Genomic DNA, 24,954 nt, shown 5'->3' with positions numbered 1-24,954 from the left:
GAACGGGGGTGGCTATGACGCGCGCGAGCCATACGCGGGGCGGACCGGTGACGCTGAGCAAGGAGGGCCTGCCGGACTGGCTGGACCCGGTGGTGCACGCCGTGGAGACGGTGAAGCCGCTGGAGCTTAGCCGCTTCCTGCCCCCGGAGAACGGCGCGGGACGCCAGTCCGCCGTCCTGATCCTGTTCGGCGAGGGCGAGCAGGGCCCCGAGCTGCTGCTGATGGAGCGCGCCGGCTCCCTGCGCTCGCACGCCGGGCAGCCCTCCTTCCCGGGCGGCGCCCTGGACCCGGAGGACGGCGACCCGCAGGCCGACGGCCCGCTGCGCGCGGCCCTGCGCGAGGCCGAGGAGGAGACCGGGCTCGATCCGTCCGGGGTCCAGCTCTTCGGTGTCCTGCCCAAGCTCTACATCCCGGTCAGCGGCTTCGTCGTCACCCCGGTCCTCGGCTGGTGGCGCGAACCGAGCCCGGTCGGCGTCGTCGACCCGAACGAGACCGCACGGGTGTTCACCGTCCCCGTGGCGGATCTCACGGACCCCGAGAACCGCGCGACCACCGTCCACCCCAGTGGCCACAGAGGCCCGGCATTCCTGGTCGAATCGGCTCTGGTCTGGGGTTTCACGGCCGGTGTGATCGACCGCCTGCTGCATTTCTCCGGCTGGGAGCGCCCCTGGGACCGGGGCAAGCAGGTCCCGCTCGACTGGCGCTCATGACAGGGTGGCCAGCGTGCGGTGCGCACAGGGGACACTGGGTTCGTTTGCCGCTGTGCGGCGACCCGGCCCCCGGGCCGAGTGGAGTGGACGGAAGATGACGAGGCGAGGCCCGAAGCAGTGAACGTGCTGGACATCCTGTTGCTGGTCGCTGCCGTGTGGTTCGCGATCGTCGGCTACCGCCAGGGCTTCGTGGTCGGCATCCTGTCGGTGATCGGCTTCCTCGGCGGTGGCCTGGTCGCCGTGTACACGCTGCCCGTCATCTGGGACGCGGCCACCGACAACGCCGAGGTCAGCACGACCGCCGCCGTCGTCGCGGTCGTCGTGGTGATCGTCTGCGCGTCGGTCGGCCAGGCCCTGACCACCCACCTGGGGAACAAGCTGCGGCGGTACATCACCTGGTCCCCGGCCCGCGCGCTGGACGCCACCGGCGGCGCCCTGGTCAACGTCGTGGCCATGCTGCTCGTCGCCTGGCTCATCGGCTCCGCCCTCGCCGGCACCACCCTGCCGACACTCGGCAAGGAGGTCCGCAGCTCCAAGGTGCTGCTCGGCGTGTCCAGAGTGCTGCCCGCGCAGGCCGACACCTGGTTCACCGACTTCTCCACGGTCCTCGCCCAGAACGGCTTCCCGCAGGTCTTCAGCCCCTTCGCCAACGAGCCGATCACCGACGTACGGCCGCCGGACCCCGCCCTGGCCAACAGTGCCGTCGCCGTCCGCGCCAAGCGTTCCATCGTCAAGGTGGTGGGCACCGCCCAGAGTTGCGGCAAGGTCCTGGAGGGCACCGGCTTCGTCTTCGACGACCGCCGCGTGATGACCAACGCGCACGTCGTGGGCGGCGTCGACGAGCCCACCGTCCAGATAGGCGGCGAGGGCCGCCGCTACGACGCCACCGTCGTCCTGTACGACTGGAAGCGCGACATCGCCGTCCTGGACGTGCCCGACCTGAACGCGCCCGCCCTGCGGTTCACCACCACCGACGCCGAGAGCGACGACGGAGCGATCGTCGCCGGCTTCCCGGAGAACGGGGCGTACGACGTACGCGCCGCGCGCGTGCGAGGGCGTATCCCGGCCAACGGACCGGACATCTACCACCGCGGCACCGTCCGCCGTGACGTCTACTCGCTGTACGCGACCGTCCGCCAGGGCAACTCCGGCGGCCCGCTGCTCACCCCGGAGGGCGAGGTGTACGGCGTGGTCTTCGCGAAGTCCCTGGACGACGCCGACACCGGCTACGCCCTGACCGCGGACGAGATCGCGGAGGACATCACCAAGGGCCGCACGGCGACCCAGCAGGTGGACAGCGACAGCTGCGCGCTCTAGGGCCCGTCAGAAGGGTTCTTGAACCCTTCTGACGGATCTGCGCGGCGTCGTGACGCCCGGCACGCACTCCTCCACTGCCTCAAGGGCGTGGGAGGTACCCCCAAGCCACACGGCGCGGAGGGACAGGTGGCTCCGCCACACGACCCTCCGCGCCGCACGCCGATCGCACGCACGGAACGCCGCTCCTTCTCCCACGGAGATCCGTCAGAAGGGCCCTGGGCCTGCCCGGTGAATTCCCGCCCGGCGCGCGGGGCCTGGCGCGGGTGAGCGCGAGGCGCCGGCCCGCCCTTGCGGGCGGACGACGGGAACGTGGCGGACAGGCTCTGGACGGCGGTCCGCGGCCGCCGGTGTCAGCCGCGGGGGTGGCGCAGGCGCGCCGAGACCCAGCGGGCCCGGCGGCGCAGGATGTGTGGAATGCCCACCCTGAGGTCGGAGCCCGGCAGCGGCGGGCCTCCTCGCTGGTGGGAGCTCAGGGAGTTGCCCGAGCGTCGGTCGCGTGCTGCGTCACTGTAGTCGTGCGTCCAGCCCATACCCCGACGTCTGCCCTCGCCCCAAGGTCCATAACCGCCGCCGTGGCCCCCAATTGGCCTATGCGCCGGGCAATTGGCCGTTCGTAGGACAGGTGTTCCGCTTCCGGATACCGGGCGCACCGGAACGGTCACGGACGGAGCCGGAAACCGTTCCCGCCCGGACGCCCGTTCGGGTGACGCGGTGCCATCAGCGGTCAGGCTCGGGGTCCTTCAGCCAGTTGATCAGCTCGCTCGAGAAGGCCACCGGGTCCTCCTCGTGAGGGAAGTGCCCGAGTCCGTCGAACAGCCGCCAGCGGTAGGGCGCCTCGACGTACTGGCCGGAGCCCGCCGCGCTGCGGGTGCGGGTCACCGGGTCGAGGGAGCCGTGCAGGTGCAGCGTGGGCACCCGTACGGGCCGCTTCATCCGCCGGTTGAACTGGAAGCCGTCCGGCCGGGCCAGCGAGCGCACCATCCAGCGGTACGGCTCGATGGAGCAGTGGGCCGTGGAGGGGATGCACATGGCGCGCTGGTAGGTCCGCACGGCCTCGTCTTCCGGCGGCCGGGGGCCCGACCAGTCCCGGATCAGCTTCCCGACCAGCGCGCCGTCGTCGGCGACGAGCTGCCGCTCGGGGATCCAGGGCCGCTGGAAGCCCCAGATGTAGGAGTTCGCGGCGCTCTGCCGGACGTCGGCCAGCATCGCCGAGCGCCAGCGCCGCGGGTGGGGCATCGAGGACACCGCCAGCCGGCGGATCAGCTTGGGTCGCATCACGGCCGCCGTCCAGGCCAGATAGCCGCCCAGGTCGTGGCCGACCAGCGCGGCGTCGGGCTCGCCGAGGGAGCGGATCACACCGGTGACGTCGAGCGCGAGGTTCGCGGGGTCGTAGCCGCGCGGGGTGCGGTCGCTGCCGCCGACCCCGCGCAGGTCCATGGCGACGGCCCGGAATCCGGCGTCGGCCAGCGCGGTCAGCTGGTGCCGCCAGGCCCACCAGAACTGCGGGAAGCCGTGCAGCAGCATCACGAGCGGGCCGTCGCCGGCCTCCGCGATGTGGAATCGCGCGCCGTTGGCGGCGACCTCGCGGTGCGTCCAGGGCCCGTCCGGCCGGATGACCGAAGCGAGCGGGACCGGGGGAGTGGCGGGGTCCGTCATGACGACGAGCGTGCCACAGCCTCGATGGCCTTGGGCGCCACGTCCGTCGGCAGCTCGGGTCGCGGGTGCGGCTTGGCGTTCTGCAGCACGCTCGCCGACTCCTTCATGGACGCGGCGACCTTCTGCGGGCCCTTGCTCTTGGAGGCCTTCTTCGCGAACACCACACCGATCAGCGCGAGGACGCCTGCGACCAGCACGTTCGCCGCGAAGGACAGCAGGAAGCAGACTGCGAGGTTCCAGTCGCTCCACGTGCGGATGCCGTAGGCGAGGGCGAAGTTGAGCATCGGCAGGGAGAACACCAGGACCGCGCCGGCCACCGTGAAGGCGCCGCCGCTCGTCGCGCCGCGCTTGACGTCCTGCTTGAGCTGAGCCTTGGCCAGGGCGATCTCGTCGTGTACGAGCGCCGACAGCTCGGTGGTCGCGGAGGCGAACAACTGGCCGATGCTGCGTTCGGCGCCGACCGGGCTGCCGTCGGGTGCGCTCATCGCGGTCTCCCTCTTCCGTCTGGGTATGTGCCGTGTCTTTTGTACCGTCCCGTCAGATCATGCCGGACGGGGGTTCTCCTCGCCTGCCCCGCCCGCCACTTCGGCAAGCCGCGCGGCGGCCTTCTCCTCGGCGAGCCTGCGGTGCTCGGCCGCCTTGTGCTCGTGGATCTCGGCCATCCGCAGGTGGTAGTCCGGTTCGTCCTGCTCGTAGATGTCCGGGATGCCGTCCTGGTCCTCGTCGCGTTCCTCGGCCTCCCACAGGCGCCGGTACTGGGTGTTGCGGATCTTCAGCAGGATCGTGGCCAGGGTCGCCGCGATCAGCGAGCCCAGCAGGACGGCTGCCTTGATCTCGCTCATCAGGGCCGCGTCCTCCTCGAACGCCAGCTCGCCGATGAGCAGGGAGACGGTGAACCCGATCCCGGCCAGCGAGGCGACCGCGAACACGTCCGCCCACTGGAGCTCCTCGCTGAGGGTCGCCCGCGTGAAGCGCGCGGTCAGCCAGGTCCCGCCGAAGACGCCGAGCGTCTTGCCGACCACCAGGCCCAGGACCACGCCGAGCGGCTCCGGCGTGGTGAACACGTCCGCCAGCGCCTCGGCCGACACCGGCACCCCCGCGCTGAACAGCGCGAACAGCGGCACGGCCAGACCTGCCGACAGCGGCCGTACGAGGTGCTCGATCCGTTCGCCGGGAGAGTGCTCCTCGCCCTCGCGGGTGGAGCAGCGCAGCATCAGGCCCATGGCGACACCGGCGATGGTGGCGTGGACGCCGCTGTTGTACATCAGCCCCCAGACGACCAGGGCGAGCGGCACGTAGACGTACCAGCCGTGCACGCCCGCCCGCAGCAGCAGCCAGAAGACGGCGAGGCCGACGAACGCGCCGCCGAGCGCGAGGAAGTCGATCTGATCGGTGAAGAACACCGCGATGATCAGGATGGCGAACAGGTCGTCGACCACCGCGAGCGTGAGCAGGAAGGCGCGCAGGGCGCTGGGCAGCGAGGTGCCGATGACCGCGAGCACCGCGAGCGCGAAGGCGATGTCGGTGGCCGTGGGCACGGCCCAGCCGTCGAGGGAGCCGCCGCCGACGGTGTTGGTCAGCACGTAGACCAGCGCGGGCACCGCCATTCCGCACAGCGCCGCCACGACCGGCAGGGCGGCGGCCCGCGGATCGCGCAGATCTCCGGCGACGAGCTCGCGCTTGAGCTCGATACCGGCGACGAAGAAGAAGATCGCGAGAAGTCCGTCGGCGGCCCAGTGCGCGACGGAGAGGTCCAGGCCGAGGGCCTCGGGGCCGATGTGGTGGTGCGCGACGCTCTCGTAGCTGTTGTGCAGCGCGGGGACGTTCGCCCAGATCAGGGCGGCTGTCGCGGCGAGCAGCAGCAGCACCCCGCCGACGGTCTCGGTGCGCAGCGCGTCCGCGACGTAGTTCCGCTCGGGAAGGGACAGCCGGCCGAGGAACTTGCGGGTTGCGGTGGTGCGGGGCGCGGCCACGTGGAGGACCTCCGGTCGGTGGGCATGACGGAACGCATGCCGACCAGACTTCCCGGCGCACCTGTTGTGCCGAGGTTACCCAAGGTGCGGAAGGGCTGTCCGATGATCCTTACGTTAAACGCAAAAGGGGCACCCGGCGCGGGCTGCGCCGGGTGCCCCTTCGGAGCCGGGACTCAGTCCTCGCTGGGTGCGGCGGGGAGTTTGGCCTGGATGAGGTCCATGACGGTGGAGTCGGTGAGGGTGGTGACGTCTCCGAGCTGGCGGTTCTCGGCGACGTCGCGCAGGAGGCGGCGCATGATCTTGCCGGAGCGGGTCTTGGGGAGTTCGCCGACCGGGAGGATCCGCTTGGGTTTGGCGATCGGGCCGAGGGTGGCGCCGACGTGGTTGCGCAGCGCGTCGACGAGGCCCTCGTCGTCGGGGTCGGCGGTGCCGCGCAGGATGACGAAGGCGACGATGGCCTGGCCGGTGGTGTCGTCTGCGGCGCCGACGACGGCGGCCTCGGCGACGGCGGGGTGGGAGACGAGCGCGGACTCGACCTCGGTGGTGGAGATGTTGTGGCCGGAGACGAGCATGACGTCGTCGACGCGGCCGAGGAGCCAGATGTCGCCGTCGTCGTCCTTCTTCGCGCCGTCGCCGGCGAAGTACCTGCCCTCGAAGCGGGACCAGTAGGTGTCGAGGAAGCGCTGGTCGTCGCCCCAGATGGTGCGCAGCATGGACGGCCAGGGCTCGGTCAGGACGAGGTAGCCGCCGCCTCCGTCCGGTACCTCGTTGGCCTCGTCGTCGACGACGGTGGCGCTGATGCCGGGCAGCGGGGTCTGGGCGGAGCCGGGCTTGGTGTCGGTGACGCCGGGCAGCGGGGAGATCATCATGGCGCCGGTCTCGGTCTGCCACCAGGTGTCCACGATCGGGGTGGTGTCGGCGCCGATGTGCTTGCGGTACCAGATCCACGCCTCGGGGTTGATCGGCTCGCCGACCGAGCCCAGGACCCGCAGGGAGGAGAGGTCGAACTTGGCGGGGATGTCGTCGCCCCACTTCATGAAGGTGCGGATCGCGGTGGGCGCGGTGTAGAGGATCGTCACCTTGTACTTCTGGATGATCTCCCAGAACCGGCCCTGGTGCGGGGTGTCCGGGGTGCCCTCGTACATGACCTGGGTGGCGCCGTTGGCGAGGGGCCCGTAGACGATGTACGAGTGGCCGGTGACCCAGCCGACGTCGGCGGTGCACCAGTAGACGTCGGTCTCCGGCTTGAGGTCGAAGACGGCGTGGTGGGTGTATGCGGTCTGGGTGAGGTAGCCGCCGGAGGTGTGCAGGATGCCCTTGGGCCTGCCGGTGGTGCCGGAGGTGTAGAGGATGAACAGCGGCTGCTCGGCGCCGAACGCCTCGGCCGTGTGCTCGGTGGACTGCCTGTCCACGATGTCGTGCCACCACACGTCGCGGTCCTCGTCCCAGGCGACCTCCTGGCCGGTGCGGCGGACGACGAGGACGTGCTCCACGCTGCCGGTCCTGGTGACGGCCTCGTCGACGGCGGGCTTGAGGGCGGAGGGCTTGCCGCGGCGGTAGCCGCCGTCGGCGGTGATGACGACCTTGGCGTCGGCGTCCTGGATGCGGGTGGCGAGGGCGTCCGCGGAGAACCCGCCGAACACGACGGAGTGCGCGGCGCCGATGCGGGCGCACGCCAGCATCGCGACGGCCGTCTCGGGGATCATCGGCATGTAGACGGCGACCCGGTCGCCCTTGGCGACACCGAGTTCCAGCAGGGCGTTCGCGGCCCTGGACACCTCGTCCTTGAGTTCGGCGTAGGTGAGGGAGCGGCTGTCGCCGGGCTCGCCCTCGAAGTGGATGGCGACGCGGTCGCCGTGGCCGGCCTCGACGTGCCGGTCGACGCAGTTGTGGGCGACGTTCAGCTCGCCGTCCTGGAACCACTTCGCGAACGGCGGGTTGGACCAGTCGAGGGTTTCCGTCGGTTCCTTGGCCCAGGTCAGGCGCCGGGCCTGCGCGGCCCAGAAACCGAGCCTGTCAGCCTTGGCCTGCTCATACGCCTCCGCGGTGACGTTGGCGTTCGCGGCCAGGTCGGCGGGCGGCGCGAACCTGCGCTCCTCTTTCAGCAGGTTGGCCAGGCTTTCGTTGCTCACGACATCTCCCTTTCCCAGGGTGTCCGTTGTGTCCCAGGCCACAGCTCATCAGACCCAGGGGCCCGATGACAAGGGTCGTCCGAAAATTGGTGTAGACCTTTTGAGCTCCAGGTGCGGTCTCCGCCGGTCTCCTCCAGCCCGCTGCGCCGATCCCCGTGACCCGGGCGTACGAGGATTCCCACGGACGACCGTGCCATCGGGTTCAGGCGTGTAACCGCCCTCACATACGAGGGCGGGCTTCCGTATCCGGCAGGACCTACCGGGGATCGGTCCGCCGGGGTGGCCGGGGCGTCCGGGATTCGGGCGGCCCACGTGGCCGGGCCGGGGCGGGCGGGTCGGCCGCCCCGGCCCGGACGGGTGCGCCGCCCCGGCGCGGCGCACCCCCTCACACCGGGCTGCGTACCTCCCCCGCCCCCGCCACATGGTCGAACAGCTCCGCTCCCGCCCCGCCGGTGAGCAGATAGGCCTGGGCCTCGCCCACGTGGAAGTACACGCCGTGCAGTTCCAGCGCGCCCCGCCGCAGCGCCCGGGTCACCGACTCGTGGGCCAGCAGGTGCTCCAGCTGCTGCACGACGTTGGTCAGGCACAACTGCTCGACCGCGTCCGCCGGACGCCGCCCGGCGAGCCGCGCCCCGGGCCGGCTGTCGTCCGCCATCCGCTCCAGGCTGGGCAGGCCGTGCCGCAGCCAGCGCTTCAGCGGTGTCCGCGCGCCCCCGGGCTCGGAGTTGAGCAGCGCCTGCATGGCCCCGCACCCCGAGTGCCCGCACACCGTGATGGACCGCACCTCCAGCACGTCCACCGCGTACTCGATCGCCGCCGCGACCGAGTCGTCCCCGCTCTCCGCACCGGGCAGCGGCACGAGGTTGCCCACGTTGCGCACCACGAACAGGTCTCCCGGACCACTGGAGGTGATCATCGAGGTCACCACGCGCGAGTCGGCGCACGTCAGGAACAGCTGCGACGGGCGCTGCCCCTCCCGCGCCAGCCGCGCCAGCTCGCCCCGCACCAGGGGAGCGGTGTTGCGCTGGAACGCGCTGATACCGCGCACCAGCTGATCCTCGCCCGGCTCCCGGTCGTCGGGCTGGAGCGCGGGCGGGCCGCCGTGCCCCGTTGTAGCGACGGGTGGAGGGGGAGTGCCGTCGGGGGTGAGGGCTCCGGCGGGTGCCTGGGGCCCTGCGGACAGGGAGGGGCTTCCGGGCAGGCGTGAGTCTCCGGGGCGCGGGGTGTCCCCGGCCGCGGGCGCGCCTTCGGGCAGGAGCGGGCTCTCCGGCGCGGTGGCCTCGTCGGGCAGGGCTGTCCTGCGCGGCGAGTGCGTTCCCCCGGGTTCAGGTGTCCCGTCCGGTGAGCGTGTCCCACTCGGCGAAGTCACCCCGTCCGGCGAAGTCACCCCATCCCGCGAGGGCGTCGCGTTCGGCGAGAGCGTCCCGCCCCACGAAGGCGCCCCGTCCGGCGAGGACATTCCTCCGCTCAGCGAAAGCGCTCCGCTCGACGAAAGCGCTTCATCCGGTGAGGGCGCTCCTCCGCTCAGCGAGGGCATCCCGCTGGATGCGGGAGCCTCACGGCGCGTGCCTGGGCCTCCGCTGCCGAGGACCGTCGCACCGCTCTCCGGACCCGTGCACTGGTGGTTGCGCCAGGGTGTCCAGGGGCGGCACCGGCAGTGGGAGGTGTCGGCCGGGGCGTCCCCGGTCCCCCCGCCCAGGCTCTCGCGGAAGTCGGCGAGATCCGAGGGCTCGGCGATGCGGACTCCGGCACGGCGTCCGGTCAGCTCGACCGTGCCTCCCTGGGCGGTGTGGGTGATCTGCCAGTCGTGCAGCGTCTCGTAGGCCGCGTGGTCCATGAACGAGCCGTCCAACTCCACGACGACCTGGGCGCCTTGGGGTACGAGATGCAGGGCACGACTGAGCCGGGGCACCGCCAGGAACGTCAACTGGCCTCTTACACGTACGTGATGGACTCCCTCCTTCTCGTCGTGCGTGATGCGGGTGCGGGCGAGGCGGTTCATGGCGACGGCGACGGCCACGGCGATGCCGAGCGCCACGCCTTCCAGGACCCCGAACAGCACCACGCCGGTGATGGTGACGGCGTAGACCAGCGCTTCTCGGTGGCGGGTCACCGTGCGGATGTGGTGCAGGGAGACCATCTGGATACCGACGGCCATCACCAGGGCGGCGAGCGAGGCGAGCGGGATGAGCTCCAGGATCGGGACCATCAGCAGCGCGGCGACTACTACGAGAACGCCGTGCAGCATCGTGGAGTTCCGGCTGATCGCACCCGCGCGCACATTCGCGGAACTTCGTACGGCGACACCCGCCACGGGCAGGCCGCCGAGGGCTCCGGAGACGATGTTGGCGGCGCCCTGGCCCAGCAGCTCGCGGTCTAGATCGGAGCGGGTGGGGCGGAGGGGGGTGCGGGGCGCGGAGCTGCCGGGGGCGGCCGTACCGGGCGGGGTCGAGCCGGGCTCGGCCCCCGGCTTCGCGACGGCGGCCTGCTGGGAGGCGACCAGCTTGTCCACGGCGACCGCGCCGAGCAGCGACTGCACGCTGCAGACCAGGGTGATGGTGAGCACGGCCGCGGCGATCCCGGTCACCGGCCCCTCGGGCAGGCCCACCAGGGCGTGACTGCTCCAGGACGGCAGCCCCACCTTCGGCAGGCTGAGCGCGGTGAGCGAGGCGGTCACGGTGGCCGCGGCGACGGCGACGAGCGGGGCCGGGACGATCCGCAGCAGCCTGCCCGCCCGGCCGGGAAGTCTGGGCCAGAGCAGAAGCAGGGCGAGCGTCAGGACGCTCATCGACACGGCGGCGGGGTGCAGACGCGCCAACTGGGCCGGAAGCGCGCCGAGATTGGCGAGTACCGAGCTCTGCGGGGTGCCGCCGAGGACGATGTGCAGCTGGGCGACGGCGATGGTGACGCCGATTCCGGCGAGCATGCCGTGGACGATCGCGGGGCTGACGGCGAGCGCGGTGCGGGCCACGCGCAGTCTGCCGAGGAGCAGTTGGGTCACTCCGGCGAGGACGGTGATCGCGCAGGTGGTGCGCCAGCCATACCGGTGGATGAGGTCGGCGGTGACGACCGTCAGACCGGCGGCGGGCCCGCTGACCTGGAGCGGGGAGCCGCCGATCAGCCCGGCGACCACGCCGCCCACGGCGGCGGCGACGAGGCCGGCCTGCAGCGGGGCGTCGGTGGCCAGGGCGATACCGAGCGAGAGGGGCAGGGCGATCAGGAAGACCGCGATCGAGGCGGACACGTCGGCGCCCGCAAGGCGCGGTCGGCGGCGGCGCGGTTCCGCCGGAGGGCTGTGCGGCCGGTGGCTGCGACCGGTGCGGGGGGAGCCGGCGGACGCGGACCCGTCGGTCGGCGCGGGGCCGAGGGGCTGGGGGTGGGTGGCGGACTGGGCGTGCGTGGGGACGCTGGCGGGCATGTTCCCGTCTCCTCCGGGGCGGCGCGGTCGCGGAACAGGTGGTCCCCGCCGGGGCGGCGGGGTCGGGTCGCGGCCGTGGGTCACGGCGTGCAGCGGCGGGATGAATCAACGCTCGGTAAACAGATCGTAATTCAGAGTAAAGGGTCCGCCTGAATTTTCGACGCAAATGGGTCAATGTGCCACTCCGATGAGTGAAGCCCTCTTTCGATCGGCTTGTCGTACTTATTCCCTCTCGGTCCCGTGCGAGGTTTGCGGCGCTGTCGGCTCGCCCGGCACATCACCTCGCACACGCCGTCATCAGCGTTGGCCTGAGAGAAGGAAGAAGGTGGGCGGAGATGGCCGCCACCCAGAGGATCGCCGCGGGCGCTGTGGCCGTCGCGGCCTGTGCCGCGTCGCTGGCCGGTTGCACGACGGGCGCCCCCGGTTCGGGGCAGGGAGTGCCGGGCCCGCAGAAGGCGAAGCCGGCGGCTCCGGCGCCCAAGAGCGTGACCCGCCTCATCGGCGACGGCTCCACCGCCTACACCGGGGCCCAGCCGCATCTGCCGAGGCCCGAGCGGCTGAAGCCCGGTCAGAAGCCGCCGCAGTTCGTGGTGTTCTCCTGGGACGGCGCGGGCGAGGACAGCCAGAGACTGTTCTCCCACTTCCGCAAGGTCGCCAAGGACAACAACGCGACCATGACCTACTTCCTCAGCGGTGTGTACCTGCTGCCCGAGGAGAAGCGCGACCTCTACCGGCCCCCGCAGCACTCCCCGGGCCGCTCGGACATCGGCTTCAACGACCAGCAGGGCATCGCCGACACCGTGAAGCAGCTGCGCCTGGCGTGGATGGAGGGCAACGAGGTCGGCACCCACTTCAACGGCCACTTCTGCGGCAAGGGCGGCGGTGTCGGCGAGTGGTCGGTCGAGGAGTGGAAGGACGAGATCGCCCAGGCCAAGGGCTTCGTGAAGTCCTGGAAGTCCAACACCGGGATGACCGAGGCGGCCCCGTTGCCCTTCGACTACGACAAGGAGCTCATCGGCGCCCGCACGCCCTGCCTGGAAGGACAGAGCAACTTCCGCAAGGCCGCCCGCGAACTGGGCTTCCGCTATGACACCAGCGGCGTCAACAACCAGGTCTGGCCCGGCAAGAAGGAAGGGGTGTGGGACCTGTCCATGCAGCTCGTGCCCTTCCCCGGCCGCACCTTCGAGCAGCTCACCATGGACTACAACTTCATGGTCAACCAGTCGGGCACCAAGACCCAGGGCGACCCGGCCAAGTTCACGTTCTGGGGCGACCAGATGCGCGACGGCCTGCTCGCCGGGTTCCAGCGCGCCTACGACGGCAACCGGGCGCCCCTGATCATCGGCAACCACTTCGAGTCCTGGAACGGCGGCACCTACATGCGGGCCATCCAGGAGGTCATCGAGCGGGTGTGCACCAGGTCCGAGGTGCGGTGTGTCTCCTTCCGGCAGCTCGCCGACTGGCTGGACGCCCAGGACCCGGAGACCCTGGCCAAGCTGCGCACGCTGAACGTCGGCGAGGCTCCCCGGCAGGGCTGGGAGTCCTTCCTGGCGGCCGCCCCGGCCCCGGCCCCGAAGGGCGTACCGGGAGCACCCGCCGCGCGGCAGTAGGAGCAGCATCGGCCGCGCGGGCGCGACCGCGGTGTCCCGGGGCGCGGTGTCCTAGGGAGTGTGCGCACGCCCGTCGCCGGACCCGGTGCCTCACGGACCCGGGACCCGGCGGACCGCGGACCCGGCGGACCGAGGACCCGGCGGACCGCGGACCCGGCGGACCGGGAACCCGCCCAGACCCGGAACCCGGCGGACCCGGATCCGGGAGCGTCACGCAGGCTGTGTGACGCTCTCGCTCAGGACGCTCTCGCTCAGCACGAAACCGGGGTCGACCTGCGCCGCCAGGTCGGCCCCGGTGCGCTCGTTGCCCCACGACTGGGCGTTCTTCAGATGGAAGTGGACCATCTGGCGCGTGTAGCGCTCCCAGTCACGCCCCTCGTACGTCGCGTCGGCCGCGGTCCGCAACGCCTGCAGGGCACGGGCGTTGTCGTCCTCCAGGAGCTCGAAGCGGGGCGGCCGGCCCTTCTCCATGGCGCGCACCCAGTCGGAGTGCCCCACCGTGACGAGCAGGTCGTCGCCGACCTCGTCGCGCAGGAAGTCGAGGTCGTCCTGGCCCTGCACCTTGTTGCCGACGACCCTCAGCTCGACGCCGAAGTCGCGGGCGTACTCCTTGTACTGGCGATAGACGGAGACCCCCTTCCGGGTCGGCTCGGCGACGAGGAACGTGATGTCGAAGCGGGTGAACATGCCGGAGGCGAAGGAGTCGGAGCCCGCCGTCATGTCGACGACCACGTACTCGCCGGGCCCGTCGACCAGGTGGTTCAGGCACAGCTCCACCGCTCCGGTCTTGGAGTGGTAGCAGGCGACCCCCAGGTCGGCGTCGGTGAAAGGGCCGGTGACCATCAAACGGGCGGCACCGCCGTCGAGTTCCACCGGCCGGGCGCAGGCGTCGTAGACCGGGTTGTCCTCGCGGACCCGCAGCAGCCTTGAGCCCTCGCCGGGCGGAGTGGTCTTGATCATCGTCTGGGCGGAGACGATGCGCGGGTTGGCGCCGCGCAGGTAGTCCTTGATCAGCGGCAGCCGGTCGCCCATCGCGGGCAGGGCGGCGGCCTCAGAGTCGTCGAGGCCCAGTGCGGCGCCGAGGTGCTGGTTGATGTCGGCGTCGACCGCGACGACCGGCGCTCCGGTGGCCACGAGATGGCGGATGAACAGGGAGGACAGGGTGGTCTTGCCGCTGCCGCCCTTCCCGACGAAAGCAATTTTCATGTTCATAAAGCGTAGTGGCGCGGGGTGCGGCCCGACGGGCCGGACGTGAAGAAGACCACTCCTTCGTGGGGTGTGGGCGCCGGTTGCGTACTGTCGTACCCATGAGTACGACAGGCGCGACCGCCGATCCGCTCGCGGCCCTGGGCGCACTGCCCGGCGTCGCCGACTCCGTCGAATCCGTGCGCAAGGCCGTGGACCGGGTCTACGGGCACCGCGTCATGCGCCGCCGCAGCAACGAGATCACCTCCGAGGCGGCGCTGCGCGGCGCCCGGGGTTCGGCGGCGTTGTCCGGCGCGGACTGGGCCCTGGAGGAGGTGCGCCGGCGCACCGACTTCAGCGGTGACGACGAGGCGCGTCTGATGGGCGGCGCGCTGCGGCTGACCGCCGAGGCGGGCCAGCTGCTGTCCATCTGGCGGCAGTCGCCGCTACGGGTGCTGGCCAGGCTGCACCTGGTGGCCGCCGCGGACGACACCGAGCGTTCGGGGCGCCCGCGCCTGGCGGGCGAGCCCGTGGACGAGCCGCTGGTGGAGCTGCCGCTGCCGGACGCGGACGAGGTCTCCGCACGGCTGGAGGGCCTGTCCGGGCTGATCGTGGCGGGCAGCTCGGCTCCGGCGCTGGTCAGCGCGGCCGTCGTACACGGTGAGCTGATGGCGCTGCGCCCGTTCGGCTCGCACAACGGCCTCGTCGCGCGCGCGGCCGAGCGGATCGTCCTGGTCGGCAGCGGTCTCGACCCCAAGTCCGTCTGCCCTGCCGAGGTCGGCCACGCCGAACTGGGCCGAGCGGCCTATCTGGCGGCGCTGGACGGCTATGTCTCCGGCACGGCCGAGGGGATGGCCGCCTGGATCGCGCACTGCGGCAGGGCGATCGAGCTGGGCGCGCGCGAGTCGACGGCGGTGTGCGAGGCGCTCCAGCGCGGCGCGGCGTAGGCCGTCCTCCCTGCCGAAGGGCCTGTCGCGGGGGCTGTGGCAGGGCCTGTCGCGGGGGCTGAAAAGAGTTGCGGCGGTACGAGTCCTCGTACCGCCGCTGGCATGTTCACCGGGTTACCAAGCGTCCTCGATATGTTGCCCATCAGGCCGGGGTCTTTGCCCGTCACCTGGTGCGGCTGGCCCGTAATCGACGGGTCGACGTCGCGTGGGTGCCCGATGTTCATGCGCGGTCCGTGGGGCCAAATGCGTAGTGAAGGTGATCCTCGCGGATGTCCTTGGTCTCGCGGGCCGTTGACTCCTTTGTACTCCAGGTCGGGAGCAAGCGGTAGTCCTGGCCATACTTCTTTACTTTTAGGTTCAAACAGGACGTAAACAGGCCGCGGTCCCGTCGAGCGTCCGGTGCGGGCAACGCCCGCCGCAGGTCAGGCCGTTGTCGCCCGGCGTCGGCTGGCGTACCAGACGAGCCCCGCGGTGGCCGCCGCGGCGCCGATCGCGGCGGCGGCGACGAGCGCCGGGCGCGGCGGTACGGAGAAGGCGGGCAGCCGCTGCTTGAGCCGCACGGGCCGGTGGAAGTCGAGAACCGGCCACCCGCGCGCGATCGCCTCGCGGCGCAGTGCCCGGTCCGGGTTCACGGCGTGCGGACGGCCCACGGTCTGCAGCATCGGCAGGTCGGTCGCCGAGTCGCTGTAGGCGTAACACCTCGAAAGGTCGTACCCCTCCGACTCCGCCAGCTCCCTGATCGCCTCCGCCTTGGTGGGGCCGTACGCGTAGTACTCCACCTCCCCGGTGAAGCAGCCGTCGTCCCCGACGACCATCCGGGTGGCGACGACGCGGTCCGCGCCGAGCAGCTCGCCGATGGGCTCGACGACCTCCGCGCCCGAGGTGGAGACGATCACCACGTCCCGGCCGGCGGTGTGGTGCTCCTCGATCAGCGAGGCGGCCTCGTCGTAGATGATCGGGTCCACGATGTCGTGCAGTGTCTCGGCGACGATCTCCTTGACCTGCTGGACGTTCCAGCCGCGCACCATCTGGGAGAGGTAGTCGCGGGTGCGTTCCATCTGATCGTGGTCCATGCCGCCCACGAGGAAGACGAACTGTGCGTATGCGGTACGCAAGGCGGCCCGGCGGTTGATCAGACCGCCTTGGTAGAACGACTTGCTGAACGTGAGTGTGCTCGACTTCGCAATGACCGTCTTGTCCAGGTCAAAGAAGGCGGCTGTGCGGGGCATCGAGTGGTTTTCCACGACCCAGAGCATAGGCGCAGCCCATTCGGCGTAAGGTGGGGCGTGTGGGTTTGCCTGAGAAGGCTCTCGGGTACACCATGGAAGTCACGGATCGTTCGCGACCGTGCTAACCCGGTCCGGCTCCTCCCCCCCCGAGTCGGCCGTGGGGACGACCCCCGCTCTCCCCCCCGGCGGGGGTCGTCGCATGTCCGGGTGGGTTTTCTTCTTCTTCGCGCGGCGCTGAGCCGCTTCGGGGCGGCTGCGGCCGCCCCTTCGTCACGCCCACGGTTCGTCACCCTGAGTAGTCGTCGGACTCCTCTGCGGGAGTCGTCCAGGAGGCGGTGCAGGGGTCACCGGTATGGGTGACGGCGATATTCACAGCCACCTGGCCGTCCACAGTAATTGACCAAGATCCACACCATTTCCGGGATCGCTGCACCGTGATTCCAGCGCGCTCCGAACGCGACGAGTTCGTGACCACTTCTCGTTTGTCGGGGGCGTTTGGCCGGTTTCTGTCGGCCGCTCAAATGGAGGCCGGTCTCCCGGTTCTTCACACGGATGGGAAACGCGGGGCCGAAGAGGCCGCGCGGGACACGCAGCGAAGGGGGAAGTCGCGCCATGGCCGACGTCATCACTCACGAACCATCGCCCGCGGCCGGGGGTCGGCAGGGCAGACCGCTCATCGTCACCGAGGACGCCGGGCTTCTGGACGATCTGCTGCGGCTGTGCGCCGCCGCGGGCGCCACGCCCGAGGTCCATCCCGCCGTGCCCGCCCGCCGGGGTGGCTGGGAGGCCGCACCGCTCGTGCTGGTCGGTGACGACGCCGCCCGCCGGGTGCGCGGGGCCGCCCGCAGGCGTGGAGTCGTGCTGGTGGGGCGTGACCAGGACGACTCCGGGGTCTGGCGGCGGGCCGTGGAGATCGGCGCCGACCACGTCCTGATGCTCCCCGACGGCGAACAGTGGCTCGTCGACCGTATCGCCGATGTCGCTGAAGGCGTCGGCCGGCCCGCGCTCACCGTCGGCGTGATCGGCGGCCGCGGTGGCGCCGGAGCCTCCACGCTCGCCTGCGCTCTCGCCGTCACCTCCGCGCGCGACGGGGTACGGACCCTGCTCGTGGACGCCGACCCGCTCGGCGGCGGACTCGACGTGCTGCTCGGCGGCGAGACCACCGCCGGGCTGCGCTGGCCCGCGTTCGCCGGATCACACGGACGGGTCGGCAGCGGGGCCCTGGAGGAGTCGCTGCCCGAGCTGCACTCCCTGCGGGTGCTCAGCTGGGACCGCGGCGACCGCGTCGCCGTCCCGCCGCAGGCCGTGCGCGCGGTGCTCGCGGCCGCCCGGCGCCGGGGCGGCACGGTCGTCGTCGACCTGCCCCGCCGCTTCGACGAGAGCGTCGCCGAAGCCCTGTCCCAGCTCGACGTCGGCATCCTCGTCGTCCCCGCCGAACTGCGTGCCGTCGCCGCGGCGGGCCGTGTGGCCGCCGCGTTCGGCATGGTCCTGCGCGATCTGCGGGTCGCGGTCCGAGGCCCCTATGCACCAGGCCTCGACGAACGGGAGGTCGCGCGACTTCTCGGGCTGCCGCTCATCGGGGAGGTCCCGGTCGAGTCCGCTCTGCTGCGGCCGCACGGCCGGAAATCCCCGCCGGGCGCGGGCGGGCGCGGACCGCTGGCCCGCTTCTGCAAGGAGTTCTGGGAGCGGGCGCTGATCGAGGCGGGTGCGGCATGAACGCGATGTCCGGACTCGGACCGCCCGCCGCGAGGCGGGGCGCGGCCTACGGCGGTGCCGGGGAGCGGGCCGTGCCGCCGGGGAGCGCGGGGCGGCCCGGTGGGAGCGGCGACGGAACGGGTGCCGCGGTGCGGCCGGGCGTACGGCGGCCGGGTGTGGGTGGCGGGCTGACGCCCGAACTGGCTGCGGTACGGCCGGGAGCAGGTGGCGGGCTGACGCCCGAACTGCTGGAGGGAGTGCGGCGGCGGCTGGCCGAGAGCGGGGCGGAGCCGACGCCCGCCCGGGTCGCCCAGGCTCTGCGGGAGCAGGGACGGGTGCTCGGCGATGCCGAAGTGCTGGGAGCGGCCGAGCAGTTGCGGTCGGAGCTGATCGGGAGCGGGCCGCTGGAGCCGCTGCTCGCCGATCCCTCGGTGACCGACGTACTGGTGTCGGCTCCCGACCGGGTCTGGGTCGACCGCGGCGGTGGCCTGGAACTGACCCGGGTCGCCTTCGCCGACGCCGCGGCGGTACGCCGGCTCGCGCAGCGGCTGGCCGCGGTGGCCGGGCGACGTCTCGACGATGCCCGGCCCTGGGCCGACGCCCGGCTGCCCGACGGCACCCGGCTGCACGCGGTACTGCCCCCGGTCGCCGTCGGCTGCACCTGTCTGGCCCTGCGTGTGGTGCGGCCGCGGGCGTTCACGCTCGACGAGCTCATGGCGGCGGGCACGGTGCCGCCGGGCGGGGACCGCGTACTGCGAGCCCTGCTGCGGGAGCGGCTGTCCTTCCTGATCAGCGGAGGCACCGGCAGCGGCAAGACGACCCTGCTCAGCGCCTTGCTCGGGCTCGTCGGGCCGGGCGAGCGGATCGTGCTGGCCGAGGACTCGGCGGAGCTGCGGCCCGACCATCCGCACGTCGTACGCCTGGAGACCAGACCCGCCAACCAGGAGGGCGCCGGCCTGGTCACCCTCGAGGACCTGGTCCGCCAGGCCCTGCGGATGCGGCCGGACCGGCTGGTCGTGGGCGAGGTGCGCGGCCCCGAAGTGGTGCACCTGCTCGCGGCGTTGAACACCGGCCACGACGGCGGCGGCACGGTGCACGCGAACACGGCGGCCGATGTCCCCGCCCGCCTGGAGGCCCTTGGTACGGCTGCCGGGCTCGATCGTGCCGCACTGCACAGCCAGTTGGCCGCCGCCCTGTCGGTGGTGCTGCATCTGGCGCGCGACCGGGCCGGGAGGCGGCGGATCGCCGAGGTCCATGTGCTGGAGCGGGACGCGGCCGGGCTGGTGCGCACGGTGCCCGCGCTGCGGTGGGGCGCTAGGGCGTTCGTGCGCGAGCGGGGGTGGGAGCGGCTGCGGGAGCTGCTCCGGGACGACTGCGGCGCGGTGGAGGCCGGTGGGCCGCCGCCGGTAGACGGAAGGGGTGAGGGCGCGTGAGCGTGATGAGCGAGATGGGGATCGCGGTGGCCCTGGTGGGTGCGGCCGTGGCCGCCTGGCTGGCCGCTGAGCGGCAGTCCGGCTCCCGGCGCGCGCGGTTGCTGCTGGCGGGCGGCGGAGCGGTGGGCACGGGGCCGCCGCCCAGGTGGCCGTGGCCGGCCGGCTGCCTGCGGCGCGTGCGGGAGCGGGTGCGGCCCGAGTGGTGGTCGTTCGCCGTGGGCCTGGTGCTGGCCGCGCTGGGTGCCTCGGTGCTCCCGGCCGTCGTGGGAGCTGCCGGGCTGCCGGTGCTGCGGCGGGTGCGGCTGGCCAGGGAGGCCGGGCTGGCGCGGGAACGGCGGAGGGACGCGGTCATCGCGCTGTGCGGGGTGCTCGCCGGGGAGGTGCGGGCCGGTCGGCAGCCCGGTGAGGCGCTGCTGCGGGCCGCGCAGGAGTCCGGCGGCCTCGGTGAGGCGCAGCCCGCGGTGCTGGCGGCGGCCCGGTTCGGTGGGGACGTGCCCGGGGCGCTCGCGACGGCGGCCCGGCGCCCAGGGGCGGGAGGGCTGCTGGGACTGGCCGCGTGCTGGCGGGTGGCCGTGGACCAGGGAGCGGGTCTGGCCGCCGGACTCGACCGGCTCGAAGGGGCGCTGCGGGCGCAGCGCGAACAGCGGGCCGATCTACGGGCCCAGTTGGCGGGCGCCCGCTCCACCGCGGTGATGCTCGCCGGGCTTCCGGCCCTCGGCCTGCTGCTCGGCACCGCCCTCGGCGCGGACCCGCTGCGGGTGCTGCTGCACACCGGGGCCGGGCTGGGCTGTCTGCTGGCCGGCGTGCTGCTGGAGGGCGTCGGCCTGTGGTGGGCGCTGCGGATCGTCCGGGGAGCGGAGGCGGCATGAGTCAGGAGGTTGTCCACAGGCTGTGGTTGGTTCTGGTGACGGGCGCCGCCGTGGTCTGGGTGGCCCACCGGCTGGCAGTGCTGCGGCGCGAGCGCCTGGTCCGGCGACGGCTGGCCGCGCTGCTCGCCGTGGAGGCGGCGGGCCGCGGCTCGCCCCCACGCGTCCTCCCCACACTGCGGACCTGGTCGGAACCGGTCGGCGTGGTGTGCGCCGGGTGGGTGCTGGTCGGCGGGTTCACCGGGGTCCTGGCCGGTCTGGCCGGGGCGGGAGCCCTGTGCCGATGGCGGCGCGGCCGTGCGGCCGCGGAGGGCACCGCGCGGGCGCTCGATGCCGTGCGAGCGGCCCAGGGTGCCCGTCAACTCCCCCTCGCAGCGGATCTGCTGGCCGCCTGCATCGCCGCCGGAGCGGGCCCGGTGGCGGCCGCTCAGGCGGTCGGGGAGGCGCTGGGCGGTCCCGTCGGAGAAGCGCTCGCGCGAGGGGCCGCCGAGGTGCGACTTGGCGGTGAACCGGCCGGGGCCTGGCGCGGACTCGCCGCGGTGCCGGGCGCGCAGGGCCTGGCGCGGCTGCTGGAGCGCGCCGACGTCTCCGGGCTTCCGGCGGCCGGGCCCGTCTCCCGGCTCGCGGCGGACGCCCGCGCCGACTGGACCCGCACCGCGACGGCCCGCGCGAGACGCGCGGCCGTCCTGGTCACGGCACCCGTGGGGCTGTGCTTCCTGCCCGCGTTCATCGCGGTGGGCGTGCTGCCCGTCGTGATCGGGCTGGCCGGCGAGGTGCTGGGAGGGGGCCGGTGACGGTGGGTGGCGGAGGTCGGCCGGTGACTGCGGCGCGGCACGGGGGTGGTGGATCGGGGCGGTAGCGGAGGGGCGGCGACGGGTCGGCGGGTGCGGCGGCGGAGGTGGTGGACGGAGCCAGCGAGTTGGAGTCAGGGAGTCGGAGCCGGCGAATCGGAGCCGGTGGCAGTCGAAGAGAACCGAACGGAACGAGAAATAACGGAGGTTGAGATGTACGGAGTGGTACGGGCGCGGCTGGGCGCCCTGGTGTGCGGGATGCGCGGCTGGTGCCGGTCGCGGCGACGGGACGCGGGGATGGTGACCTCGGAGTACGCCCTCGGCATCGTCGCGGCGGCCGCGTTCGCGGTGGTGCTCTACAAGGTCGTCACCAGCGGGCAGGTCAGCGCCGAACTTCAGGCGATCGTGAAGCGGGCCCTCGATGCGGGGAAATGAGCGGGGGCGGGGCGACCGTGGCTTCGTGACGGCCGAGTCGGCGGTGGTGCTGCCGGTGCTGGTGATGTTCGCGATGGCGCTCGTGTGGGGCCTGCTCGCCGTGGCCGCGCAGATCCAGTGCATGGACGCGGCCAGGACCGGTGCCCGTGCGGCGGCGCGGCAGGACCCCGAGGACGCCGTCGTGAAGGTGACCCGCGAGGTGGCGCCCCCCGGTGCCCGGGTGACCGTCACCCGGGAGGGTGACCTCGTCCGGGTGACCGTGGTGGCCGAGCCGGCCGCGCTGACCGGCCTGCCCTTCGAGGTGCGGGAGGAAGCCGTGGCCGCGGCGGAGGAGACGGTGGGGGTGGGGTCGTGAGAGGGGCTGCGGGCAGGGGGCACCGGGTTGCCGCCGGCTTGTCGGCACCCGGACGGCCGTACGGCTCCGACCGGGGTTCGGCCACCGTGTGGAGCGTCGGCGCGATCGCCGTGCTGTGTGTCGTGTTCGGTGTCGTGCTCGCCCTGGGTCAGGCCGTGGTGGTGCGCCACCATGCCGCGCGCGGTGCCGACATGGCGGCGCTGGCCGCGGCGGACCGCTGGCCGGAGGGCGGTGCGGCGGCCTGCGAGCACGCCGCACGGGTGGCGGGAGCGCAGGGCGTGCGGCTGGTGCGGTGCGTGCTGAGCGGGGAGATCTCGGATGTGACGGCGGCCTCCGCAAGGGGGCCGTTCACGGCGGAGGCGAGAGCACGGGCGGGCCCCGCGGGGACGGACCCCCAGGGGCCGGGCACGGGGCTGAGCCCTCCGGGGCTCGACGCGGAGGCCGACCGCCTGGGGGCCGGCGCGGGGACGGACGGCCCAGGGGTCCGTGAGGGGATGGGCCGACGCGGAATCATAACGGCGCCGGCCCCGCATGGAATTGAAACGGGCGCGGCCCCTCGCGGAATCAGTGCGGGGACGGACCCGGTCGGAATCAGTACAGGCGCGGCCCCTCGCGGAGCCAGTACGGCGGCGGCCCCTCGCGGAATCAGTACAGGGGCGGACCCTCGCGGTATCACTGCGTGGGCGGACCCTCCGCAGGCGCCCCGCGAAGCAGCTCCGTGAGCAGCCGCACGGCCCCCCGCTTGTGCAACGGGTCGTTGCCGTTCCCGCACTTGGGGGACTGGATGCAGGACGGGCACCCGCTGTCGCACTCGCAGGAGGCGATGGCCTCGCGGGTGGCCGTGAGCCAGGCGCGGGCGGTGTGGAAGGCGCGTTCGGCGAAGCCCGCGCCGCCCGGATGGCCGTCGTAGACGAAGACCGTGGGCAGGAGCGTGTCGGGGTGGAGCGGGACCGACACGCCGCCGATGTCCCAGCGGTCGCAGGTCGCGAAGAGGGGCAGCATGCCGATCGACGCGTGCTCGGCGGCGTGCAGGGCGCCGCCGAGGATCTCCGGGTCGATCCGGGCGGCGTCCAGCTGGTCCTCGGTGACGGTCCACCACACCGCGCGGGTGCGCAGGGTGCGGGGCGGGAGGTCGAGCTTGGTCTCGCCGAGCACCTCACCGGTGATGAGGCGGCGGCGCAGGAAGGAGACGACCTGGTTGGTGACTTCGACGGAGCCGTAGCACAGACGGCCGTCGCCCCAGGGGATCTCGGTGTCGGTCTCGAGGACGGAGATGGAGGTGGTGTCGCGGGCGACGGTCGAGTAGGGCGGAACGGCCTCCTCGACCAGGGCGACGGAGTCGTCCAGGTCGAGGGAGCGGACGAGGTAGGTGCGGCCCTGGTGGAGGTGGACGGCGCCTTCGTGGACGGTCGTGTGGGCGGAGCCGGCGTCGACCGTGCCGAGCAGACGCCCGGTGCCGGACTCGACGATCTGCACGGGGCTGCCGCCCCCGCCGCGGATGTCGGTGAGGTCGGCTGCCCGCTCCCGGCGGGTCCAGTGCCAGGCCTTGGTGCGGCGGCGCAGCAGTTTCGCGGTCTCCAGCTGCGGCAGCAGATCCGCGCAGGTGGGCCCGAACAGCTCCAGGTCCTCCTCCGTGAGCGGGACCTCCGCGGCGGCGGCGCACAGGTGCGGGGCGAGGACGTAGGGGTTGTCCGGGTCGAGGACGGTCGATTCCACCGGACGGTCGAACAGGGCCTCCGGATGGTGGACCAGATAGGTGTCCAGCGGGTCGTCGCGGGCGACGAGGACGGCGAGGGCGCCCTGGCCGGAGCGGCCCGCGCGGCCGGCCTGCTGCCACAGGGACGCGCGGGTGCCGGGGTAGCCGGCGATGAGGACGGCGTCCAGACCGGAGACGTCGATGCCGAGTTCGAGGGCGGTGGTGGCCGCGAGGCCGAGGAGTTCACCGGAGTGGAGGGCCTTTTCGAGGGCGCGGCGTTCCTCGGGCAGATAGCCGCCGCGGTAGGCGGCCACGCGCCGGGTGAGGGAGCGGTCGATCTCGGCCAGTCTCTCCTGGGTGATGACCGAGATCAGCTCGGCGCCGCGCCGGGAGCGGACGAAGGCGACGCTGCGGACGCCCTGGAGCGTGAGGTCGGTGAGCAGGTCGGCGGTCTCGGCGGTGGCCGTGCGGCGGACCGGCGCGCCCTTCTCGCCCTGCATCTCGGTGAGCGGGGGCTCCCAGAGGGCGAACACCAGTTCCCCTCTGGGGGAGGCGTCGTCGGCGACCTCGACCACCGGCAGCCCGGTGAGCCGGCGGGCGGCCACCGACGGGTCGGCGGCGGTGGCCGAGGCCAGCAGGAACACGGGGGAGGAGCCGTAGCGGGCGCACAGACGGCGCAGTCGGCGCAGTACCTGGGCGACGTGCGAGCCGAAGACGCCGCGGTAGGTGTGGCACTCGTCGACGACGACGTACTTCAGGGCCTTCAGGAAGGAGGACCAGCGCGGGTGGGACGGGAGTATCCCGCGGTGCAGCATGTCGGGGTTGGTGAGGACGTAGTTGCCGTACTGGCGGATCCACTCGCGTTCCTCGAAGGGCGTGTCGCCGTCGTACACGGCCGCGCGCACCGCGTTGCCCAGTGGCTGGGCCAGGGCGCGCACGGAGCGGCACTGGTCGGCGGCCAGGGCCTTGGTGGGGGCGAGGTACAGGGCGGTGGCGCCACGGCCGTTCGGAGCCCTGGAACCCTCCAGAAGAGTGGAGAGCACGGGTACCAGATAGGCCAGCGACTTGCCGGAGGCGGTGCCGGTGGCGACGACGACGGACTCGCCGTCCAGGGCGTGCTCGGCGGCTCGTACCTGGTGCTCCCACGGGTGCTCGACGCCCGCGGCCTGCACGGCGGCCACGACCTGCGCGGAGATCCGGTCGGGCCAGACGGCATGGCGGCCCTCGCGCGGGGGCAAGTGCTCCGTATGAGTGATGCGCGAGGCCCGGCTCGGGCCCGAGGCGAGACGGTCCAGGACCGTGCCCGGGGCCGGGCGGAGCGCGGAGTCCGTCGGGTGTCGATCGGATCGGTGATTCTTGGCCATCGGCACCGAGTGTGTCACCGGCGTGACGGACAATGGGCTCAAGGCGTCGTGCACGCCTGCCGGTAAGTGATTGAATGCCATCGCGGCTGGCGAACCTCCCGGGGGCTCCGCCGAGGTGCCCAAGGGTGACCGCTCGATAGCA

The 24,954-nt window shown here is 72.7% G+C and carries 19 protein-coding genes and 1 pseudogene; 11 read left to right on the top strand and 9 right to left on the bottom strand.

Features of this window, described 5'->3' with window-relative positions:
• Nucleotides 1–14: 14 nt before the first annotated feature.
• Both ACFYR0_RS21215 and ACFYR0_RS21210 read left to right on the top strand, forming a co-directional pair.
• Nucleotides 15–710: an NUDIX hydrolase gene (locus ACFYR0_RS21215; RefSeq protein WP_389330058.1), complete on the top strand. Its 696-nt coding sequence runs from the start codon at nucleotides 15–17 to the stop codon at nucleotides 708–710.
• 117 nt (nucleotides 711–827) lie between these two features.
• Nucleotides 828–2,027 (top strand): MarP family serine protease, encoded by a 1,200-nt coding sequence (locus ACFYR0_RS21210; protein WP_389330055.1) that lies wholly within the window; start codon nucleotides 828–830, stop codon nucleotides 2,025–2,027.
• A 350-nt stretch (nucleotides 2,028–2,377) separates the two neighbouring features.
• On the opposite strand, the gene ACFYR0_RS21205 is transcribed toward ACFYR0_RS21210, so the two are convergent.
• From ACFYR0_RS21205 to ACFYR0_RS21180, 6 genes are all read right to left on the bottom strand, one after another.
• A complete protein-coding gene (locus ACFYR0_RS21205; protein WP_389330052.1) occupies nucleotides 2,378–2,557 on the bottom strand; it encodes a hypothetical protein in 180 nt (59 codons plus the stop codon).
• A gap of 187 nt (nucleotides 2,558–2,744) precedes the next feature.
• Complete coding sequence (locus ACFYR0_RS21200) at nucleotides 2,745–3,683, bottom strand: alpha/beta fold hydrolase (protein ID WP_389330049.1); 939 nt, start codon at nucleotides 3,681–3,683, stop codon at nucleotides 2,745–2,747.
• A complete protein-coding gene (locus ACFYR0_RS21195) occupies nucleotides 3,680–4,168 on the bottom strand; it encodes a phage holin family protein (RefSeq protein ID WP_389330046.1) in 489 nt (162 codons plus the stop codon). The genes ACFYR0_RS21200 and ACFYR0_RS21195 overlap by 4 nt, the downstream gene beginning before the upstream one ends.
• Before the next feature lie 57 nt (nucleotides 4,169–4,225).
• Nucleotides 4,226–5,656 (bottom strand): Na+/H+ antiporter NhaA, encoded by a 1,431-nt coding sequence (gene nhaA / locus ACFYR0_RS21190; RefSeq protein ID WP_389330043.1) that lies wholly within the window; start codon nucleotides 5,654–5,656, stop codon nucleotides 4,226–4,228.
• 173 nt (nucleotides 5,657–5,829) lie between these two features.
• A complete protein-coding gene (acs, locus tag ACFYR0_RS21185) occupies nucleotides 5,830–7,788 on the bottom strand; it encodes an acetate--CoA ligase (protein WP_389330040.1) in 1,959 nt (652 codons plus the stop codon).
• 385 nt (nucleotides 7,789–8,173) lie between these two features.
• Complete coding sequence (locus tag ACFYR0_RS21180) at nucleotides 8,174–11,206, bottom strand: SulP family inorganic anion transporter (protein WP_389330037.1); 3,033 nt, start codon at nucleotides 11,204–11,206, stop codon at nucleotides 8,174–8,176.
• A 335-nt stretch (nucleotides 11,207–11,541) separates the two neighbouring features.
• Here ACFYR0_RS21180 and ACFYR0_RS21175 point away from each other — a divergent pair, with 335 nt between their 5' ends.
• Nucleotides 11,542–12,816: a hypothetical protein gene (locus ACFYR0_RS21175; RefSeq protein WP_389330034.1), complete on the top strand. Its 1,275-nt coding sequence runs from the start codon at nucleotides 11,542–11,544 to the stop codon at nucleotides 12,814–12,816.
• 210 nt (nucleotides 12,817–13,026) lie between these two features.
• Here the strand turns inward: ACFYR0_RS21175 and ACFYR0_RS21170 are convergent, their stop codons facing one another.
• Nucleotides 13,027–14,022 (bottom strand): ATP-binding protein, encoded by a 996-nt coding sequence (locus tag ACFYR0_RS21170; protein WP_389330031.1) that lies wholly within the window; start codon nucleotides 14,020–14,022, stop codon nucleotides 13,027–13,029.
• Between the two features lie 101 nt (nucleotides 14,023–14,123).
• On the opposite strand from ACFYR0_RS21170, the gene ACFYR0_RS21165 reads away from it, so the two are divergent.
• Nucleotides 14,124–14,948 (top strand): oxidoreductase, encoded by an 825-nt coding sequence (locus ACFYR0_RS21165; protein ID WP_389330028.1) that lies wholly within the window; start codon nucleotides 14,124–14,126, stop codon nucleotides 14,946–14,948.
• A 422-nt stretch (nucleotides 14,949–15,370) separates the two neighbouring features.
• Here ACFYR0_RS21165 and ACFYR0_RS21160 read toward each other — a convergent pair whose 3' ends face one another.
• Nucleotides 15,371–16,204 (bottom strand): HAD family hydrolase, encoded by an 834-nt coding sequence (locus ACFYR0_RS21160; RefSeq protein ID WP_389330025.1) that lies wholly within the window; start codon nucleotides 16,202–16,204, stop codon nucleotides 15,371–15,373.
• Between the two features lie 585 nt (nucleotides 16,205–16,789).
• Between ACFYR0_RS21160 and ssd the strand changes: the two genes are divergently transcribed.
• From ssd to ACFYR0_RS21125, 7 genes and pseudogenes are all read left to right on the top strand, one after another.
• Nucleotides 16,790–17,893 (top strand): septum site-determining protein Ssd, encoded by a 1,104-nt coding sequence (gene ssd / locus ACFYR0_RS21155; protein WP_386386697.1) that lies wholly within the window; start codon nucleotides 16,790–16,792, stop codon nucleotides 17,891–17,893.
• The gene (locus tag ACFYR0_RS21150) at nucleotides 17,890–19,305 is read left to right on the top strand and encodes a TadA family conjugal transfer-associated ATPase (RefSeq protein ID WP_389330022.1); all 1,416 of its coding nucleotides are present in this window, start codon (nucleotides 17,890–17,892) and stop codon (nucleotides 19,303–19,305) included. The genes ssd and ACFYR0_RS21150 overlap by 4 nt, the downstream gene beginning before the upstream one ends.
• A 5-nt stretch (nucleotides 19,306–19,310) precedes the next feature.
• Nucleotides 19,311–20,174 (top strand): type II secretion system F family protein, encoded by an 864-nt coding sequence (locus tag ACFYR0_RS21145; RefSeq protein ID WP_389330369.1) that lies wholly within the window; start codon nucleotides 19,311–19,313, stop codon nucleotides 20,172–20,174.
• Nucleotides 20,171–20,965, top strand: coding sequence for a type II secretion system F family protein (locus tag ACFYR0_RS21140; RefSeq protein ID WP_389330019.1), 795 nt, complete (start codon nucleotides 20,171–20,173; stop codon nucleotides 20,963–20,965). Before ACFYR0_RS21145 ends, ACFYR0_RS21140 begins: the two co-directional genes overlap by 4 nt.
• Nucleotides 20,966–21,175: 210 nt before the next feature.
• A complete protein-coding gene (locus ACFYR0_RS21135) occupies nucleotides 21,176–21,397 on the top strand; it encodes a DUF4244 domain-containing protein (RefSeq protein WP_386386701.1) in 222 nt (73 codons plus the stop codon).
• A complete protein-coding gene (locus ACFYR0_RS21130; protein WP_389330014.1) occupies nucleotides 21,384–21,752 on the top strand; it encodes a TadE family type IV pilus minor pilin in 369 nt (122 codons plus the stop codon). Before ACFYR0_RS21135 ends, ACFYR0_RS21130 begins: the two co-directional genes overlap by 14 nt.
• 38 nt (nucleotides 21,753–21,790) lie before the next feature.
• Nucleotides 21,791–22,165: pseudogene (locus tag ACFYR0_RS21125) on the top strand (Rv3654c family TadE-like protein); the annotation flags it as partial.
• 259 nt (nucleotides 22,166–22,424) lie between these two features.
• Here the strand turns inward: ACFYR0_RS21125 and ACFYR0_RS21120 are convergent.
• Nucleotides 22,425–24,893: a DEAD/DEAH box helicase gene (locus tag ACFYR0_RS21120; RefSeq protein WP_389330011.1), complete on the bottom strand. Its 2,469-nt coding sequence runs from the start codon at nucleotides 24,891–24,893 to the stop codon at nucleotides 22,425–22,427.
• Nucleotides 24,894–24,954 lie beyond the last annotated feature (61 nt).

This window comes from Streptomyces sp. NPDC005017 (assembly GCF_042873115.1).
GTDB lineage: Bacteria > Actinomycetota > Actinomycetes > Streptomycetales > Streptomycetaceae > Streptomyces.
This window is presented reverse-complemented; position numbering and strand designations above follow the sequence as displayed.